Here is an 18,529-nt window from a genome sequence, read left to right on the forward strand (position 1 = left end):
TAAGTGTGCGGCATAGAATTCCGTGGTTATGCAGTAAAGAAGTACTCCAGCAAAGGAGGCCTGACTAAAGTCAAACGTTGTAACCCGCGCCGTATTGGGATTCAACGACTTTTCCCGGTCGGCTCGTGTTTTCAGAAGTGTGCCTGACGCGCGGTCGCTGCGATTCGGACCACCAAATACGACAGCACTGGCTTTGATTACGAGGAAATTAAGGGAAAACATGAGGTGCACCAGCTCGCTCATGGAGCTGGTGCAAACAGAAAGGAAGCTGTTATTAACTATTCCGATTTAAGTGACTACTCACAAATGCGCGACAGCGCGCTGAAAGCGGATCGCTGAACACTTGCTGTGGCGAACCGGCTTCTTCAATCTTGCCCTGATGCAGAAACACCGCTTTGTTCGAGACATCGCGCGCGAAGCCCATTTCATGCGTAACGATGATCATGGTGCGTCCCTCTTCTGCCAGACTGCGAATCACGCGTAACACTTCGCCCACCAGCTCGGGGTCAAGCGCTGACGTCGGCTCATCAAACAGAATCGCCTTCGGCTGCTGCGCCAGCGCACGAGCAATCGCCACGCGCTGTTGCTGACCACCCGAAAGCTGCGAAGGCCACGCGTTACGCTTCTCGTACAGACCCACTTTCTGCAGCAGCGCTTCGGCCTCTTCAATCGCCTCTTTGCTACTGCGCTTCTGCACATGAATCGGCGCTTCGATGATGTTCTGCAATACGGTTTTATGCGGCCACAGATTGAAGCTCTGGAAGACAAAACCGAGCTGCATGCGCATCAGCTTGATGCGGCGCTGCTGCTCGCGGCTGAGCTTCTCGTCGGGATTATCGATAGTGACCACTTCGTCACCCACCGCAATTTCCCCGCCCTGCGGCACTTCCAGGAACGGAATGCAGCGCAACAAGGTACTTTTGCCTGAGCCGCTGGCACCGATCAGCGAAATCACGTCGCCATCCTGCGCCGTCAGGCTGATATCGTGCAGCACTTCGTGCCCGCTATAACTTTTTCTGAGATGACTCAGGGCGATAGTGGGTTTACTCATGGACGTGCTCCAACGTGATAAGGGGACAAACGGCGCTCCAGCAGCGCCACCGCTTTACTCACCAGCACGGTCAGTAGCAGATAGATAATCGCCGCGCTGATAAACACCTCCAGCGCGCGGAAAGTTTCAGAGACAATGGAATCAGCAATGCCGGTCATCTCCATCAAGCTGATGGTGCTGACCAGCGAGGTGGATTTGATCATCGAGATAATTTCATTGCTGTAAGCCGGCAATGCCTGGCGCACCGCCAGCGGCAGCGTGATGCGACGCAGCGTGGTGAAGCGCGACATGCCGCTCACTTTGGCCGCTTCCAGCGACTGCACGCTCACCGCGTTGAGCCCGCCGCGCAGAATCTCCGAGGTGTAAGCCGCATCGTTAAGAATTAATGCAATCAAACCGCACCAGTAAGGATCGCGCAGCAGCGGCCAAAGCACGCTTTCGCGCACCGCTGGTAAGCTGCCGAGGCCGTAATAGATCATGAAGATCTGAATCAGCAACGGCGTGCCGCGAAATACCCAGACGTAGAAACGGGTAACGTAGCTGCCGAAGCGATTCTGGCGCAGCAGATTGAGCAGCAGCGCCAGCACGCCGCCACCCAACAACGACAACAGCGCCAGATTGAGCGTGAGCGGCAGGCCGCGCAGCAACGCAGCTAAGGTGTGCTGCAGGAAAGTGACATCCATCGTGGCTCCTTACAACCGCGCGCGTTGTTGCCCGCGCATGGCCACTTTTTCCACATAGCGGAAAACAAAATCGGAACAGGTGGTGATGATCAGGTAGATCACCGCGCCAACGCTGTAGAAGAAGAACGGCATTTGTGTCGAGTTCGAGGCGGTGGAGATCTGGTTCATTGTTTCCACTAAGCCAGTAACCGAAACCAGCGCCGACTCTTTGATTACCGATTGCCACTGATTGCCCATGCCCGGCAGCGCAGTTTTCAACGCTTGCGGCACAATCATGCGGCGGAACAGCATCAAACGGCCCATGCCGGTTACCGTTGCGGCTTCCAGCGTGCCTTTTGGGATCGCATAGAACGCACCGCGGAACACGCTGCTTTGATAAGCGCCGGAGATCAGGCCGATGGCAATCGCACCGGCGACAAAGCCGTTCACATCAAACGGTCCTTGTAGGCCAAGACTTTCCCCAACAAACGACACCACCTGACGCCCACCAAAATAGAACAGGTAGATCACCAGCAGCTCCGGCACACCACGAAACAGCGTGATGTAACCGTTGGCGAGGCGCTGCTGCCAGCGCCCGCCACCAATCTGCATCCAACACAACAGGCTGCCGAGAATTGCGCCCAGCAGCCATGCACATAATGAAACGGTGACGGTCACCGTGGCAGCGTTAAGCAACACGCCGCCCCAACCTTCGTCACCAAAACCTAAAATTTGCCAATCAATAGCCATAAGCGCCTGGAATTACTCTTTAGGTGCGACGTTTTCGCCGAACCATTTTTCAGACAGCTGCTTCAGCGTGCCATCTTTGATCATTGAATTTAACGCGTTATCCAGCGCCGCCTTCAGCTCAGGATTGTTTTTCTGAATCGCGATAGCTGAACCCTGGCCCAACACGCCGCCGGAGAAACCGTAACCGGTGCTATTAACGGTATCCGCATGCTTTTTCACATAGGCATTCAGGTTGGTGCGTGACGCCATTACCGCATCAACACGGCCGTTCAGCAGATCGGCGAAGGTTTCCGGGCCAGCCTGATAGGTGCGAATCGTTGCCACATCCGCCAGATATTTGTTGAGGAAATCCGCCTGAATGGTGGCAACCTGCACCGCAATGGTTTTGCCTTTGAATTTGGCTTTCAAAGCATCGATAGATTTGGTCATAGCAGCGTCGTCATCCGCCAGCACCACTTCGCCATTGCCTGGCAAGGTATCAACCGCGCTGCCTTTCAGAGTCACGAATCCTGAAACACTCACGGTGTACTGGCGAGAGAAATCCACCACTTCTTCACGCTTCGGCGTGACGGTCACGGCATCGATCACCGCGTCATATTTGCCATCGACTAAACCCGGAATCATACCGGACCATTTCTGCGCCACGATTTCGTATTTGAAACCAGCACGTTTAGCGATTTCAGCCACCATATCCGGCTCATAACCGACGATTTTGCCGTTCGGGGTGGATTGGTTAAACGGCGGATAAGCGGCTTCAGTGGCGAATTTCAGCGTGCCAAAATCTTTTGCCTGCACCAGAGCGGAAGAGGCAAGCAGCAGCATGCCCACAGAAGCGATAAACAGTCCTTTACGCATCATCAGAAAACCTCGAAGTTCGTTATTTTAAGAGAGTAAATCAATGGCTAAACGGGCTAATGCCTGCGTGCCGGCATGGATACTGCGCTCGTCGGGTTGGTAATCCGAATTGTGCAGATGGTCGTCGCGTCCCGGTGCACCGGATCCAATGTGGATCTGGCAACCTGGCGCGCGCTCGGTAAACAGCGAGAAATCTTCAGCACCAAAACTGGCGCTCGGTTTGGCGACAATCGCCTTACCAAACTGATGCGATAAAATCGGTTCCAGCGCATCAATCAGCGCATCGTCGTTCATCAACGGCGGTACGCCGCGCTGATAATTGACCTCAACGCGCACATTCAGCGAGAGCGCGACGCCCGCGCAGATACGTTTGAACGCCTCTTCGATATGCGCACGCGCCGCCGGTGATTTGGCGCGCACCGTGCCCTGAATCAGGCAGCTATCGGAAATGATGTTGTGCGTGCTGCCGCCATGAATGTGCCCGATGGTCAACACTGCCGAGTTGGCGGGATCAAGCTCGCGCGAAATAATGGTTTGCAGCTGGCTGACCAGGTTCACGGCGGCAATGATCGGATCGGTTCCCATATGCGGACGGGCGGCATGCGTTGATTTACCGTGCACCACCACATCAAACTCGTCGCTGGAGGCGGTGCTGGCACCGCGCGTTAAGCCAATTTCCCCGGCGGCCAGTTCCGGTTTATTGTGCAGCGTAATGGCAAGATCGACGCCGTCTGCCGCGCCATCGGCGATCATCGCTTCGGCACCGCTATCGGGCGTCTCTTCCGCTGGCTGAAAAATCAAACGCAAGGTGCCATGCAATTGCGCGCGATAGTGCGGCACAATCGCCGCCACGCCGAGCATCGTCGCGGTGTGAATATCGTGGCCGCAGGCGTGCATTTTGCCGGGATATTGGCTGCTGAAAGATAAACCGGTTTGTTCATGGATTGGCAATGCATCCATGTCCGCGCGTAACAGCACGGTTTTACCGGGATGCGCGCCGACAATCTCAACCATCACGCCGGTTCTGCCGACGCCGGTTTTCGGCGTCAAACCCAGGCGCAGCAGCTCCTGCTCAACGATGTGCGCAGTGCGAATGGTGTCGAAACCCAGCTCCGGATACGCGTGAATGTCACGGCGGATGGCGATGAGATGCGCCTGCATGCTTTCACTTTTGGCGCTGATGTCCCTGGCTAAAACATCTTTATGGTCGGTCATAGGCAATGATCTTTTTCAGGCGCGAGCCTGGCCTTTATGGCATTTTTATTAAAATTGACTCCGTATTTATTCACAGCACCCGACAGAATGCAACGCGCAATCCGTTGCTTTACTTGCTGAATTTTCGCAATATTTTGCTAATTCACTGCCTTAACAGGATAAAACCCCACGCCTGCATCATTAAGCAGTTATAACATTCATGATCCCGTGCGGATCATCAGTTTTACTGATATCGTTATTGAACAATAATCAGCTGCTAACCTGCGCTAAAAGCCAATCGCGCACCGCCATCACTGGCGCTTGCTCGCGCGGACGGCGCGGCCACACCAGATACCAACCGGCATCCATGGTCATTTGCTGCGGAAACGCAGGCACCAAACGTCCGCTGGCCAGATCGTTCTGCACGAAATGCGGGCTGGTGAGCGCAATGCCCTGCCCGCTGATCGCCGCTTCCAATGCCAGCGCGGTTTGATTGAAACGCAGGTGATGCTGATGATGTAGCGATACTTGCGGGAAGTTAAACGCGAGAAATGCGGGCCAAAGATGATGACCATCGTGCAGCAAGGCGTAGCGCAGACAGTTATCGCTGTCGGCCGGATCGCCCAGCTCAGCAAGCAGCGCCGGACTCACCACCGCTAATACCGTTTGGCTAAACAGTAAAGTGGCATCCAGACCCGCGCCAAATGGCGGCCTGCCGTAGCGCACCGCTAAATCGACGCCTTCATGATGAAACTGCACCAGCCGCTCAGACGCCAACACACGCAGATCGATATCCGGCCACGCGGCGGTAAAATTCGGTAAGCGCGGCAGCATCCAGCGACTGGCAAAAGTGGGCGTTACGCTTAACGTTAAGCGATTCGGTTCCGGACGCAGCGTGCGCGTGGCTTCATCGATCAGTTCAAACGCCTGGCGGATGCTCACCGCATAACCTGCACCTGCGCCGGTCAGCGCCAGCGTGCGCGGCAATCGATCGAATAATTTCAGCCCAAGGCTGGCTTCCAGACCGCGAATTTGCTGCGCCACCGCGCCCTGCGTCACGCCTAACTCTTCCGCCGCCAAACGAAAATTCAAATGACGCGTCACCGCTTCAAACACTTTCAATGCATTGAGCGGCGGTAGTTCACTAAATCCCTGGCTCATCCTGTAGTTTTCCTATCGTCAATTGGTAAACAGACTGACTCTCTGCTGCTGAAATTACCTTTTATACTAGATTTAATCGATTTTTAATTAACAGGAAGATCAATAATGACAGTAGAAAAAGTCGCAGTAATCGTCGCAGGCGGCAGCGGCATGGGTGCAGCAGCAGCGGAGAAACTGGCGAGCGATGGCTTTAAAGTGGCGATCCTCTCTTCATCCGGTAAAGGTGAAGCGCTGGCGGAGCGGCTGGGCGGTTTAGGCGTGACCGGCTCCAATCAATCCGTTGATGATTTGCAGAAGCTGGTAGATCTAACGCTGGCGCGCTGGGGCCGCATTGATGTGCTGGTGAACAGCGCCGGTCATGGTCCGCGTGCGCCGATTCTGGAATTAACCGACGAGCAGTGGCAGCTCGGCATGGAAACCTACTTTTTGAATGTGGTGCGCGCCACGCGCCTGGTCACGCCAACCATGCAGAAACAGGGCGGCGGCAGCATTATCAATATCTCCTCGGCGTGGACGTTTGAGCCAACCGATATGTTCCCGACCTCAGCGGTGTTCCGTGCCGGGCTGGCATCCTTCACCAAAATCTTCGCCGATACTTACGCGGCCGATAACATTCGCATCAACAATGTCCTGCCTGGCTGGATCGATAGCTTGCCGAAAACCAATGAACGTCGCGACAGCGTGCCATTACAACGCTACGGCACGTCTGCAGAAGTGGCAGCAACCATCGCCTTCCTGGCATCGCCTGGTGCGGCCTATATTACCGCCCAGAATATTCGCGTTGACGGCGGCGTGACGCGCAACGTGTAGTGAGAAAAATCTCTTGATATCGCCGTAAATAGCCTCCTGACTTTCACGGCTTTTTATTTTATTACCGATTATTTATCAAGCAAAAAACAAGACTGGTCTTGTCGATTTTACCCTTCAAGAAAAGTCAGAATGTTCTTATTCGCTGACAGAATTTTCCTGCTTCAGCTCGCTTACCTACTTTTATGAACATTTTGATTTGAGGTCGCTATGCAATCAGTTTTACGTGCTCGTATGTCTACTCTTTTCACCACACAACGCCATCAGGTTTGGCAACTGATGTTTACCGGCTGTGCTGCCTTCTGGATTTTATTAGTGGTTGCCATCATGAGCATTTGCTAAGTTAATGCGCCTGCAATCGGCCGGACAGCTGCTCCGGCGGTAACAACTCAAACGCCCGCTTCATCTCCCGCGCTTCTTCTGCCGGACTGCGACCAAACATCCGTTTGAACTCACGATTAAACTGCGAATCACTCTCATAGCCGACACGCGCTGCTGCGCCAGCGGCGGTGAGATTGTCGCGGATCATCATTAAACGCGCCTGATGCAAACGCAGCGATTTTAGATATTGAATCGGCGAGGTCTGCGTCACCGTTTTAAAATGCAGATGGAAACGCGGCACGCTCATGCCGGCTTCATTCGCCAGATGCGGCACATCCAGCGGCTGACGCCAGTCGGCATGGATGCGCTGCAAAGCTCGCGCGATACGACCAAAATGGCCTTGATAGGTTAACGCCGCACGCACCGCGCCGCCCTGCTCGCCCATCAATACGCGAAAACAGATCTCTTCGACGCGCGCCGGTCCCAACACTTTGGCTTCAAGGGGATCGCTCAACGTTTCCAGTAAACGTAGCGTGCTCTCCGCCAGCGTTTCGTTGATCGGTGTGGAGATGATGCCCGCCGGTGCAGCGGTTACCGTTGTATCACTGCTGGCCAGTTGCGCCACCAGCCGCGCCACCATGGCAACATCCAGACGAATAGCGATGCCTAGCAGCGGCTCTTCTGATGTGGCTTCCGTCTCAGCAGAAAACGGCAGCGGCACCGACAACACCAGATAATGTTGCGCGTCGTAGCGATACATTTTGTCGGCGAGGAAAGCGCGTTTCGATCCCTGGCAAATAATAATGATGCTCGGCTCATAAAGTACCGGCGTGCGCGCCCACTGCCGATCGGCGCGCATAAACCGCACGCTATCGAGCAGCGATTCGGTATAGCCCTCCTGGCGCGCCAGCTGACTGAGTAAAGCGCAGGTGCGCTGTTGCACGGTGTGCGGCATGAATAATTTCCTCAGAGAGATTCAGGCAAAGCATAGCGGTGTAAATCGTGATTGCACAATGTGCCCGAGAGAATCAGGCAAAGATGCGCCATAATCCGGTCTGTTGCGTACTGCATGATTTATCAACAATAGCCTCGTCAACTCAACGAGGAATGCATCATGAACACAGTGAAGAAAGTGATTATTTTGACGGGTGCCAGCAGCGGCATTGGCGAATGCATTGCACGTCATCTGGCGCAACAAGGCCATCAGCTGGTGCTCGGCGCACGCCGTACCGGTCGTCTGCAGGCGTTATGTGATGAATTGCGTTTTGGCGGCGCGAGCGTGGATTACCTCGCCACCGACGTCACCCAGCGCGCCGACACACAGCAGCTGGCCAATTTAGCACTGGAGAAATATGGCCGTATTGATGTGATGATCAACAATGCGGGCGTAATGCCGCTGTCACCGATGAGCTCAATGAAAGTCGATGAATGGGATTTGATGCTCGACGTCAACATTCGCGGCGTGCTGTATGGCATTGCGGCGGTGCTGCCGACTATGCAAGCGCAGCAGGTTGGTCACATTATCAATATCGCCTCAATTGGTGCACTGACTGTTTCGCCAACCGCCGCCGTGTATTGCGCCACCAAGTTTGCCGTCCGCGCGATTTCCGATGGCCTGCGTCAGGAGTCGCAGCATCTGCGGGTTACGGTGATCAATCCTGGCGTGGTGGAATCTGAACTGGCGGATATCATCAGCGATAGCACCGCGCGTGACGCGATGAAGAGCTATCGCCAGATTGCGCTCAAGCCGGAAGCGATTGCCAAAGCGGTGAGTTGGGCCATCGATCAGCCTGGCGAGGTGGATACCAGTGAAATCACCGTGCGCCCTACTGCCAGCGCACATTAAGCGGTAAAACCTGTGGCGATTTCAGGCTGAAATCGCCAGTTTTTCTCAATCACGCTTGAGCCGCGCTGCGGCCCTTTCGGTCGCTGCACGTCGGCGTGCAATAAAATCCTGCATCTGGATTTTTGCCTCCGCCAACCGTTCCGGCGACGCGCTGCGTGGCGAACCGGAATGGAATGGCGGCGCCGGATCGTACTCCATCTGCAGCTGGATATTTTCTGCTGTTTCTCGTCCAAGCAGCTCTTCTGCCACGGTTAAAGCGAAATCAATGCCCGAGGTGACACCCGCGCCAGTGATGCGGTTGCGATCGCGCACCACACGTTCCGCTACCGGCGTAGCACCGAGCAGGCTGAGCTGATCAAGCGAACCCCAATGTGACGTCGCGCGATATCCCTGCAATAAACCCGCTGCACCTAACACCAGCGAACCGGTACATACCGAAGTCACCCACTTGGCGTTTTCCGCCATGTGACGCACGAAATCCAGCGTTTCGTCATCCTCCATCAGCGCAATTTGTCCCGGACCGCCGGGGATGCAGATCAGATCGAGTTGAGGGCAATCGTCAAAGGTCACCGTTGGTACGATTGCCAGACCGCGATCTGACATCACCGGCTGGCGATCTTTCCAAATCAGATAGTTGTTAACGTTGGGCATGCGGGCAAACACTTCCCACGGACCGGTGAGATCAAGTTGCGTGAGATTGGGGAACAGCAGCAGACCAATAGTAAAGGACATCTTTCACTCCGGGTTGCAGGAAGTTGTGCAAAAAATGCAGGCATTAAACGTTTATAGCCAACCAGCCTTTTTCAGTCGCCACCACATCACACAGCAGATAACGATGGTTACGCCCACCACTGCAGGATAACCAAAGTGGGTATGCAACTCCGGCATATCGGGGAAGTTCATGCCGTACATGCTGAAAATGATGGTTGGCACAATCAGGATCGCACCCCAACCAGCGAGCTTTTTATTCACTTCGCTTTGCTGCACTGATACCAGCGCCAGATTGACCTGCATCGCGCTGGTGAGCATTTCACGCATATCTTCCGCATCGATCATCACGTGATGCGCGTGATCCTGCACGTCACGCAGATAGGCACGCAGATTTTTAGGAATGATATCTTCGTGGAAGCGCACCAGCTGCTGGCAGATTTCGGTCACCGGCAGCGCCGCGTTACGCAGCGCCAGCAGTTCACGACGCAGATGATAAACGTTCTGCAGCGCATCGCTGTCGAAACGTGTGGTGAACATGCCCTGTTCCAACCCGCTAATGCGATCGTTGAGGGATTCGGTGATTTTACTGTAGTTATCAACGATGAAATCAAGGATGCAGTAGAGCGCATAACCCGGTCCTTCACACAGTAGCGCGTGATTCTTTTCGGCTTTGGTGCGGATGTCTGCATAGCCTTCCGAAGAACCGTGACGCACGGTGATCAGGAAGTTTTTGCCGAGGAAGAAGTGGGTTTCGCCGAAAGTGATGCGCTGCTGCTCGTCCATGTGGGCAGTTTTCACCACGATAAACACCGAATCGCCATATTGCTCGATCTTCGGTCGCTGATGCGCCACCAGCGCATCCTCAATCGCCAATTCGTGCAGGCTGAATTCCTGCTGCAGCGTCTGCATAAAAGCCGGTTCGGGTTGGAACAAACCCATCCAGACGAAGGATTTCTCTTCTTTTAATACTTCACTGATATCGGCGATATCGACATGTTCTTCGCGCTCGCCGTGGCGATAGGCTACGCAGTTAATTACCATATTCGCGCTGTCCATGTTGTTTGCACTGTTTGTCATTTTAGCCTTAAAGTTCGCGAATCATTTCGACGCAGGGAAGATCGGCTTGCGCCAGCGCCGAGGGATAAAGCGCCTCTCGCACTACACGAAAACCGTGGCGCTGATAGAAGCTACTGGCGTTGGGGGTGGCGGCGAGCGTCAGCTGATTAAAACCCCGCTGACGCGCTTCATCGATAATTGCCTGCATTATCGCGCTGGCATACCCTTTGCCATTGCAGGTGGGCAACGTAAAGATCGCTTCAACGCTGCCGCTGTGCAAATCGAGAAAACCGGTCGCGGCGACGCCATATTCAGCGTCGTCGACCACATAAAAGGGATTGCTTTTTACCGCCTCGAAATAACCGTGCGGCAACGCATCGGGCGTCCATGCGCTGATCACATCTGCTGGATAAGCGTCCTGGCAACCGTGGCGAATGGCAAGGTTGCGAATACGCCACAGCGTGGCCGTTTCATCACAGCGGGCTAAACGCGGTTTCATACGTTTTCCTCTATGCTAGTAATCCTGGAGTATCACAGTAACAAAACTCATCAGGAAGATAACGCCGATTCCGGCTACAAAAGGTTACGACAATGCAGCTCACTTCATCACGTTTGTTTCTTCGTCCGGTTGAATCCACCGATGTTCAGCGCCTGTTTGCCATCTATGGCGATCCGGATACCAATATGTTCAATCCGGCGGGTCCGTTTCCCGATGTAGCCTTTGCAGAGGAGGTATTAACTCGCTGGCTGGCGCACTGGCAATCCTTTCCCTTCGGTAACTGGGCGATTTGCCTGCGGGAACAGCCGGATGAGGTTATAGGATTTGGTGGTTTATCAGTGCGCGAGTTTGCTGGCAAGCCGGTCAATAATCTTGGCTATCGTCTGGCGAAAGAGGCGTGGGGAAAAGGTTTCGCCACCGAGTTTGCACGAAGGGTTGTCGCTTATGGCTTCGATGAATGCCAGCTTCCGGTGATTGATGCGGCGGTGCGTCAGGATCATATTGCATCACAGCAGGTACTGGAAAAGGCGGGACTGCGCTGTTACGGCCAGGTTCACGATGTTCCGGGCGCGCCCGCCAGTTTGGTATATGAATTACGCGCGCAAACCTGGCGCGATCAGGGCACGCCGAAGTAGCGTAGCAACGCGGTCATTAGCGCAGCACCGATAATTACCAGAATCAACGGTGTGCGCCGCCAGGCCAAAAATACTGCAAACAGCACGCCAGCGATGCGCGCTACGCCAGCGAAGTGCGTGCCTTCAAACAGCGCGGTGGTTACGGCTACCGCTAGCAACAAAACGGTGGCGGCATCAGACAGCATGTTGCGCGCGCGATCCGACATCTGCATACGGCTGCCAAGGCGATAACCGGCGAAGCGGATCGCATAAGTGCCTACCGCCAGCAGCGCGATACCGCCAATGATCAGATTATTTTGCATTTTTACGCTCCCGCCAGCTCAGTAATCCCAGCAATGAAAACAGCACAGGCATGCCCGCTGGCACAAACGGCGTCGCCAGCACAGAGAGCGCGGTGCCAAGCGTCGCGGGGATCAGCGTGCGACGCTGACGCAGCGCCGGGAAAATCAGGGCAATCAGGATCGCCGGGAACACCGCATCTAAACCAATGGCCGAGACATCGGGAATAAAGCGGCCGATCACCGCACCGCCAATCACCGACAGCGGCCAGATGGTAAAAATGCCCAAACCGCAAATCCAGTACGCGGCGCGACGCTGCGCCAGTTTTGGCTGAGAAATACCAAACACCACGCTTTCATCATTCATGATGTGGCACCCCAACAGACTGCGGCTGCCTTTGCCCACCAGATCTTTCACCGCAATACCAAACGGCAAATGCCGCGCGTTAACCAACAACCCAGCCGCTGCTGCGGTCAATGGACTGCCGCCGCCCGCCACAATGCCGATAAACAGAAATTCCGACGCACCGGCCAGCACCAGGGTTGAGAGTGCAATGGGCACCCACAGCGGAAAACCTTCGGCCGCCGCCAGCGAACCGTAAGAAAGCCCGACAATACCGTCGGCCAGACAAACCAGGAATATGGCTTTTATTACTCCGCGATCAAGCGGCACTGCACCCAGACGCATCACAATTTGATCTCATATCGAACAGGAAAGCCGTTATAATGAACGCAGCAGAATTGTTTTACAAGACGAACAAATCGTTCGATATAAAGAACAGGAGAGGGTTTGACCACGCCAATTGATATTATTGCTGTCGGATTACTGCGCGAACGCCAGCGCGCAGGGCTTTCACTGACAGAAGTGGCGCGTCGCGCCGGGATCGCTAAATCTACGCTGTCGCAGCTCGAAGCGGGCAACGGCAATCCCAGCCTTGAAACGTTGTGGGCGCTGTGTGTGGCGTTGAATATTCCTTTCGCGCGTTTGATGGAGCCGGAAGTGAAGCGATTGCAGGTAATTCGCCGTGGCGAGGGCATGATCGTTTCAGCGGAGATGGCGGATTATCAGGCGGCCTTGCTGGCAAGTTGCCCCCCCGGCGGACGCCGCGATCTCTATCTGGTCACCAGCCAACCTGGCGCACCGCGCGACTCAAAACCGCATCCGCCGGGCTCGGTGGAGCATGTGATCATCGCGCGTGGCCGTGCGCTGGTCGGACCGCGCGATGAGCCGGTCGAGCTGCATCCAGGCGACTACATTTGCTATCCCGCCGATGAACCGCATGTGTTCGAGGCTTTAGAGGCGGATACCATGGCGGTGCAATTGTCGGAGCAGAATTGAGTTGTGGTTGTTCAGGTCGCCATCAATGGCGACTCTACGGCACAGAAGGTTAGCCATCAGAATTTCCTATTGTTAAATCCGATGATTCGCGTGCGGCGCGGTGGCATGCTGTGGTTTTCTCCGCTAAGAATCAGGAACATATGGACATTATTCCCGCCCGACCTCACCACGCCGCTGCCATCCAGAAAATCTACGCCTGGCATGTGCTGCACGGTACCGCGACTTTTGAAACCGAACCGCCTTCAACGAGCGAAATGCAGAATCGCGTGCAGGATGTGCAGCAGCGCGGCGGTTTTTGGCTGGTGGCGCAGGAGGATGATCAGGTGCTGGGCTACTGCTATCTGGCGCCGTATCGTCCGCGTTATGCCTATCGCTTTACGCTGGAGGATTCGATTTACCTCGATCAGCAGCAAACCGGCAGAGGCATTGGTCGCGCGCTGTTACACAAAGCCATTGCGCTAGCGGAAGCGGCGGGATTTCGCCAAATCATCGCGATTATTGGCGATAGCGAGAATGCAGGATCGCTGGGACTACACCGGGCGCTCGGTTTTGAGCACACCGGTGTAATGAAATCGGTGGGATTCAAACATGGCCGCTGGCTCGACACCGTGGTGATGCAGCGTTCACTCGGTCACGGCGATAGCCAGCCGCCAGAGCGTTAAGCGACGTCTTCCATCGCGATCACCCGATGCGTGCCCTTTTCCAGCAGATCGCGATCGTGGCTTACCAGCAATACCGCGCACTGTTGCTCACGCGCCAGCGAGGTGATGAGCTGGATGGTTTGCTGCTGCACCAGTGGATCAAGACGCGATGTGGGTTCATCGGCAAACAGAAATACCGGATCGAGCAGCATCACGCGTAACAGCGAGAAGCGCTGCAGTTCGCCGCCCGATAGCGAATCGGGCCGACGCGTCAGCAGTTCCGGCGCCAGCGCCAGTTGCTCCATCAGCGCATCCCGTCGCGTGGAGGCAATGCGATGACGGCGCAACACATCGTCGAGGCTTTGTGCCAGCGTGCGGGTCGGTGGAAACAGCGCTGACGGATCCTGATAAATCTTCTGGTATTTCAGCGCATCGACCGCCGCATGGCGCGTAACATTACCTTGCTGCGGCGTCAGCAGACCGAGCAGCACATCTCCAAAGCTACTTTTGCCGCTGCCGCTGGCACCGTGTAATCCCACGATTTCCCCGGCGTGCAGCGTGAAGTTTTGCGGCACGCCGAGCGGTTTGCCGCCGCGCTGTATGCGAATGCCCTCAGCACTCACCACCACTTTGCTGCCAACAATAGTTTGTTGCCGTGCAGGCCAGGCGGCGGGATCGGCGGCAAGTAATTCACGCGTGTACCGCTGCTGCGGCGCATGAAGCACCTGTTCCGCCCTGCCCTGCTCGATCACCTTGCCTTTATGCATCACGATAACCTCACCGCCCAACTGACGGGCCAGCGCGATGTCGTGGGTGATGGTGAGCAGTGTACCGCCGTCGGCCACTTCGCGGCGCAGCAAAGCCGCGACCTCATCGCGACGCGCCACATCCAGCCCTTTAGTTGGCTCATCGGCAATCAGTATCTCCGCGCCGCCTGCACGTGCGGCGGCAAAGGCGGCACGTTGCGCCATCCCGCCGGAGAGTTGCCACGGAAAACGCGGCGCCGCGTCCTGTAAACCAAGCTGCTGTAAATCGCGACGCGCGGCGATTAAGCTGGCAGCTTTCGCTTGTCCACGTACATAACGATAGCCTTCTGCAACCTGCTGCTGCACTGACATGGTGGGATCCAGCGATAGCCACGGCTCCTGCGGCAGCGACGCTAACGTGCGGCCCCATAATTCGCGCAGCAATCCGGCATCCTGCGGCAAGGTAAAACGTTGATCGTTGATGATCAGCGTGCCGTTGGCCTGCAATTCATCGGGCAAAATCCCCATGATCGCTTGCGCCAGCAGGCTTTTTCCTGAACCGGTTTCCCCCAGCAAGGTCAGCGGTTGGCCGGGCTGCAAGGTGAAATCAACCGGTTCCACCAGCGTGGCGCTGGCGGTTGTGACGCTGAGGCCAATAACCTGTAATCCTTTCATTTGCTCTCCTTTTTCATTAACAGATTCAGGCTGACCAACAGCAGAAACAGCGCGATTACCGGCTGCATTAACAGCCACGGGGCTTCCCAGGCGAACGGCAGAAGTTCGGTCATCATCAATCCCAGTTCTGGCGTAGGCGGACGAACACCGACGCTGATAAACCCGAGCGCCGATACCGCCATGATGGCGCTGCTGAACGCGAACAGTGTCAACGTGGTTAATACCGGCGCTAACGCGGGCCACAGATGACGTCGAAAACGGTAGAATGCCGAGAAACCGAGCAGCGTTGAGGCCTGCATACCGGGCGCATGCACAATCGGGCGCAGAGTTGCACGCGTGACGCGGAAGAACTCCACCCACAGCACCAGCGAAATCCCCAGCCATAACATGCCGGGAGAATCCGGCGCAATCGCCGCTAACAGCAACACCAGCAGCAATCCCGGCAATGCCAGACACATGTCGCCGAGCATGCTGAGCAGACGATCCAGCCAGCCGCCATACAGCGCGCTGAATACGCCGGCCAGCACGCCCGCGAGCAGCGCGCTCATCACACATAATGCAGCGAGGCCAAGCGAAAGACGCAACGCGGCACTGAGGCGCGGCAGCATGTCGCGGCCCAGATGATCAAATCCGAGAAGATTGCCGCCGCTCGGCGCGTGCAGCATCTGCAGCAGATCCTGTTCCAGCGGATCGCCGTGATGAATCAGGGGCAGCAGGAAGGCGAAGCCAAGCAGCACGCACAACAACAGCAGGCCAATAAGACGCGGGAAGGAAATGGTCATGCGCGTGCTCCTCGGGGATCAAGCAGATAACAACCCGCATCCACCAGCATATTCAGCAGCACGAACAGCAGTCCGAGCGTCATGGCGCTGGCCTGAATCACCGGCACATCGCGGGCAAAGATGGCATGCACCAGCGCGTGACCAATGCCGGGCCAGGCAAACAGCGTTTCCACCACCACCACGCCTTCCACCAGCCAGACAAACTGCATACCAAACCAGGTTAACACCGGCGATGCCAGATTACGCATGCCGTGACGACGCATTAGCGTTGCTGGCGCTAACCCCTTCTGCGCGCCCCAGCGGTAATAGCCTGACGTGACCACCTGATAAGTCGCTTCACGCACTACGCGCACGCCCACTGCGGTGAGCGACAATGCCAGCGTTAACGATGGCAACAGAAAATGACGCAGCTCGCCATGCCCGGCGCTGGGCAGCCAAGCGAGCTGCAGCGCCAGTAACACAATTAGCAGCATGCCAAGGGCAAAATGCGGCACCGATTTCAGCAGCGCACTCAGCCAGAACAGCGCGCGATCGAGCTTGCCATTGGCGTGACATCCCGCCCAAATGCCCAGCGGCAAGGTGAAGAGAATCGTCAGTAACAGTGATGTTCCTGCCAGCGCCAGCGTTTGACTCAGCTGCCAGCGCAGTTCATCCATCACCGGTTCGCCGGACACCAGTGAGCGACCAAAGTTGAACTGCAGTAGATCGAATAGCCAGTGCAGCAACGCGCTGCCCTGATGCAACGAGCCGCTCAGTTCCTGCTGCACCAGCGCCACCGCGTTGGCATCCACACGATCGTAGCCATAACGCCCGCTGGCAATGCGCCACGCCATGTCGCCGGGCAAGGCCTGCACCAGAAACCAGGTGAGTAAACCTACTGCCAGCACCACGAAAGCCGCCTGTATCAGGCGCCAGCCCAAAAGCTTGATCATCATTGCTCCCACTGCATTTGACGCAGACCAAAGTGGCGTTCAAACGGATCGAGCGTCACGTTTTTCAACTTGCTGTTGATCGCGGCTGATTGCTGATACCAGGCAATGGGGATCACCGGTAAATCCTGCTGTAAGGAGGCGGTGATCAGGTTACGCGCCTGCGCACGTTCGGCGGTATCGGTGGATTGCGTTAAGGTGTGCAACGCCGCGCTAAAACCGGCCGGATGCCAGTTCATCGCGCCCCAGTCGCCGCCCTTTTCCGCGTAATCCTGCAGTAACGTGCCGGTTGGGTCAGGCGTGAGCGCAAAGTTGCGGGAAAACAGCGCCAGTTGCAGACGATTGCTGTGATGCTGTGCAGGAATTTCGCTGGCGTTGGTGGAGTTGATCTTCACTTCAATGCCGACTTTACGCAGCTGCTGCTGAATAACCATTGCCATCAGCGGCAGTTCGGGACGATCGGGGAACGTCAGCAGCGTCACGCTGAAGCGCTGGCCGTTGCGCGTTAACACCCCGTCCGCGCCCAATGTCCAGCCCGCCGCTTGCAGCTGTTGTGCCGCCAGCTGCGGATTAAATTGCAGCGGTTGCAGTGCGCTGTTGTGCCATTCGCCCATATTCGGCGGGAATAACTGACTGGCCGCGCCCGGATAACGCAGCACCGCCATCGCCAGCGCGTTACGATCAATCGCCATACTGATCGCAGCACGCACCGGCTGTTCAGCTAACAGCGGATCGCCTGCATTCAGTTTCAGCATTAACGTGCGTGGCACCGGAATAGCGGGCAGTTGCAGCGACGGCTTGCGCGCTAAACGCTGACGGCTGGCGGCATCCAGGTTAAAGACGTAATCTGCGTCGCCGCTTTCCGCCAGCAAGGCACGGGTTTCTGCGCGTCCGGAAGAGAGATAGCTGGCGGCCGCAATTGCCGGCTTTTCGCCCCAGTAATCGTCAAACCGTTTTACCGCCAAAGATTGCGGTGGCTGGAACGACGTTAGCATAAACGGCCCGCTGCCGATGATGCGGGTAATGTTGCCCTGCGCATCCCAACTGGCCAATGCCAGAATCTGAGAACGGCTCTCTGCTAACACCGAAAGCAGTGGCGTAAAAGGTTCGCGCAAGGTGATAGTGACGCGCTGCCCTTCCCCACTGATAGCGGCAATCGGCGTTTTATCCAGCAGACCCGCTTTGCTGCGCGCGGTGTTGAGAGATTTCACCACTGCGGCCGCATCCAGTGGCGATCCATCATGGAAATGCACGTTGGGACGCAAATTCAATTGCCATTGCAAACCATCTGCCGATACCTGCCAGCCTTGCGCCAGCGCCGGAATGGGCTCGGCCCTTTCGTTCACTTCCACCAGCGTTTCCACCACATCCATACGCAACAAAATGTCGCCGGAGAGCGCCGGATCGGTGCCTTTAATTTCAAACGGTGCCGCAACGCGCACCGGTTTACCCTGATGTTCAGCCGCCATTGAGGCGTAAGAAGCCAAGCCTAACGCCGAAGCGATAAGCAAATTTTTTATTGATTTCATTATGATTTCCGACTGAAGCCGCTACATATTAAAAGAGTTAATTACGTTATAACATAACAATA

The 18,529-nt window shown here is 56.0% G+C and carries 21 protein-coding genes; 5 read left to right on the forward strand and 16 right to left on the reverse strand.

Annotation, left to right across the window (positions count from 1 at the left end; translation table 11 throughout):
* Positions 1-274: 274 nt before the first annotated feature.
* The 6 genes from RTM06_RS01430 to RTM06_RS01455 all read right to left on the reverse strand — a co-directional run bounded on the left by RTM06_RS01430 (position 275) and on the right by RTM06_RS01455 (position 5,673).
* Positions 275-1,051, reverse strand: coding sequence for an ABC transporter ATP-binding protein (locus tag RTM06_RS01430; RefSeq protein ID WP_265301961.1), 777 nt, complete (start codon positions 1,049-1,051; stop codon positions 275-277).
* A complete protein-coding gene (locus RTM06_RS01435) occupies positions 1,048-1,734 on the reverse strand; it encodes an ABC transporter permease (RefSeq protein WP_061719022.1) in 687 nt (228 codons plus the stop codon). The genes RTM06_RS01430 and RTM06_RS01435 overlap by 4 nt, the downstream gene beginning before the upstream one ends.
* 9 nt (positions 1,735-1,743) lie before the next feature.
* A complete protein-coding gene (locus tag RTM06_RS01440) occupies positions 1,744-2,463 on the reverse strand; it encodes an ABC transporter permease (protein ID WP_008109228.1) in 720 nt (239 codons plus the stop codon).
* 12 nt (positions 2,464-2,475) lie between these two features.
* Positions 2,476-3,324, reverse strand: coding sequence for a transporter substrate-binding domain-containing protein (locus RTM06_RS01445; protein ID WP_312179513.1), 849 nt, complete (start codon positions 3,322-3,324; stop codon positions 2,476-2,478).
* 21 nt (positions 3,325-3,345) lie between these two features.
* Complete coding sequence (locus RTM06_RS01450; RefSeq protein ID WP_312179427.1) at positions 3,346-4,533, reverse strand: M20 family metallopeptidase; 1,188 nt, start codon at positions 4,531-4,533, stop codon at positions 3,346-3,348.
* 249 nt (positions 4,534-4,782) lie between these two features.
* On the reverse strand, positions 4,783-5,673 hold the full coding sequence (locus RTM06_RS01455) for a LysR substrate-binding domain-containing protein (protein ID WP_312179429.1): 891 nt from the start codon (positions 5,671-5,673) through the stop codon (positions 4,783-4,785).
* A 105-nt stretch (positions 5,674-5,778) separates the two neighbouring features.
* On the opposite strand from RTM06_RS01455, the gene RTM06_RS01460 reads away from it, so the two are divergent.
* Complete coding sequence (locus RTM06_RS01460) at positions 5,779-6,483, forward strand: SDR family oxidoreductase (RefSeq protein ID WP_312179431.1); 705 nt, start codon at positions 5,779-5,781, stop codon at positions 6,481-6,483.
* A gap of 340 nt (positions 6,484-6,823) precedes the next feature.
* Here the strand turns inward: RTM06_RS01460 and RTM06_RS01465 are convergent, their stop codons facing one another.
* On the reverse strand, positions 6,824-7,756 hold the full coding sequence (locus RTM06_RS01465) for an AraC family transcriptional regulator (RefSeq protein ID WP_265301953.1): 933 nt from the start codon (positions 7,754-7,756) through the stop codon (positions 6,824-6,826).
* A gap of 159 nt (positions 7,757-7,915) precedes the next feature.
* Between RTM06_RS01465 and RTM06_RS01470 the strand changes: the two genes are divergently transcribed.
* Positions 7,916-8,647, forward strand: coding sequence for an SDR family oxidoreductase (locus RTM06_RS01470; RefSeq protein ID WP_312179432.1), 732 nt, complete (start codon positions 7,916-7,918; stop codon positions 8,645-8,647).
* Between the two features lie 45 nt (positions 8,648-8,692).
* Here RTM06_RS01470 and RTM06_RS01475 read toward each other — a convergent pair whose 3' ends face one another.
* Genes RTM06_RS01475 through RTM06_RS01485 form a run of 3 tightly spaced genes read right to left on the reverse strand, consistent with a single transcriptional unit; the run spans position 8,693 to position 10,913 of the window.
* A complete protein-coding gene (locus tag RTM06_RS01475) occupies positions 8,693-9,379 on the reverse strand; it encodes a DJ-1/PfpI family protein (protein WP_312179433.1) in 687 nt (228 codons plus the stop codon).
* Between the two features lie 51 nt (positions 9,380-9,430).
* Positions 9,431-10,399 carry a magnesium/cobalt transporter CorA gene (gene corA / locus RTM06_RS01480; protein WP_312179515.1) on the reverse strand — a complete coding sequence of 323 codons (969 nt, stop codon included), beginning with the start codon at positions 10,397-10,399 and terminating at the stop codon, positions 9,431-9,433.
* A gap of 43 nt (positions 10,400-10,442) precedes the next feature.
* Positions 10,443-10,913 (reverse strand): GNAT family N-acetyltransferase, encoded by a 471-nt coding sequence (locus RTM06_RS01485; RefSeq protein ID WP_256699073.1) that lies wholly within the window; start codon positions 10,911-10,913, stop codon positions 10,443-10,445.
* A gap of 92 nt (positions 10,914-11,005) precedes the next feature.
* Here RTM06_RS01485 and RTM06_RS01490 point away from each other — a divergent pair, with 92 nt between their 5' ends.
* The gene (locus RTM06_RS01490) at positions 11,006-11,548 is read left to right on the forward strand and encodes a GNAT family N-acetyltransferase (RefSeq protein WP_312179434.1); all 543 of its coding nucleotides are present in this window, start codon (positions 11,006-11,008) and stop codon (positions 11,546-11,548) included.
* Here RTM06_RS01490 and RTM06_RS01495 read toward each other — a convergent pair.
* The gene (locus RTM06_RS01495) at positions 11,530-11,850 is read right to left on the reverse strand and encodes an AzlD domain-containing protein (protein WP_008109204.1); all 321 of its coding nucleotides are present in this window, start codon (positions 11,848-11,850) and stop codon (positions 11,530-11,532) included. The two genes, RTM06_RS01490 and RTM06_RS01495, sit on opposite strands and share 19 nt — an antisense overlap.
* Complete coding sequence (locus tag RTM06_RS01500) at positions 11,840-12,514, reverse strand: AzlC family ABC transporter permease (protein WP_008109202.1); 675 nt, start codon at positions 12,512-12,514, stop codon at positions 11,840-11,842. The genes RTM06_RS01495 and RTM06_RS01500 overlap by 11 nt, the downstream gene beginning before the upstream one ends.
* 102 nt (positions 12,515-12,616) lie before the next feature.
* Here RTM06_RS01500 and RTM06_RS01505 point away from each other — a divergent pair, with 102 nt between their 5' ends.
* Both RTM06_RS01505 and RTM06_RS01510 read left to right on the forward strand, forming a co-directional pair.
* Positions 12,617-13,165, forward strand: coding sequence for an XRE family transcriptional regulator (locus RTM06_RS01505; protein ID WP_312179435.1), 549 nt, complete (start codon positions 12,617-12,619; stop codon positions 13,163-13,165).
* A gap of 140 nt (positions 13,166-13,305) precedes the next feature.
* A complete protein-coding gene (locus RTM06_RS01510) occupies positions 13,306-13,827 on the forward strand; it encodes a GNAT family N-acetyltransferase (RefSeq protein ID WP_008109198.1) in 522 nt (173 codons plus the stop codon).
* Here the strand turns inward: RTM06_RS01510 and RTM06_RS01515 are convergent.
* Genes RTM06_RS01515 through RTM06_RS01530 form a run of 4 tightly spaced genes read right to left on the reverse strand, consistent with a single transcriptional unit; the run spans position 13,824 to position 18,467 of the window.
* On the reverse strand, positions 13,824-15,227 hold the full coding sequence (locus RTM06_RS01515; protein WP_312179436.1) for an ATP-binding cassette domain-containing protein: 1,404 nt from the start codon (positions 15,225-15,227) through the stop codon (positions 13,824-13,826). The genes RTM06_RS01510 and RTM06_RS01515 overlap by 4 nt on opposite strands.
* Positions 15,224-16,009 carry an ABC transporter permease subunit gene (locus RTM06_RS01520; RefSeq protein ID WP_312179438.1) on the reverse strand — a complete coding sequence of 262 codons (786 nt, stop codon included), beginning with the start codon at positions 16,007-16,009 and terminating at the stop codon, positions 15,224-15,226. The genes RTM06_RS01515 and RTM06_RS01520 overlap by 4 nt, the downstream gene beginning before the upstream one ends.
* Positions 16,006-16,941 (reverse strand): ABC transporter permease, encoded by a 936-nt coding sequence (locus RTM06_RS01525; RefSeq protein ID WP_312179517.1) that lies wholly within the window; start codon positions 16,939-16,941, stop codon positions 16,006-16,008. The genes RTM06_RS01520 and RTM06_RS01525 overlap by 4 nt, the downstream gene beginning before the upstream one ends.
* Positions 16,941-18,467 (reverse strand): ABC transporter substrate-binding protein, encoded by a 1,527-nt coding sequence (locus tag RTM06_RS01530; RefSeq protein ID WP_312179440.1) that lies wholly within the window; start codon positions 18,465-18,467, stop codon positions 16,941-16,943. The genes RTM06_RS01525 and RTM06_RS01530 overlap by 1 nt, the downstream gene beginning before the upstream one ends.
* Positions 18,468-18,529 lie beyond the last annotated feature (62 nt).

The organism is Pantoea sp. CTOTU46764, assembly GCF_031974595.1.
Taxonomy (GTDB): Bacteria; Pseudomonadota; Gammaproteobacteria; order Enterobacterales; family Enterobacteriaceae; genus Pantoea; species Pantoea trifolii.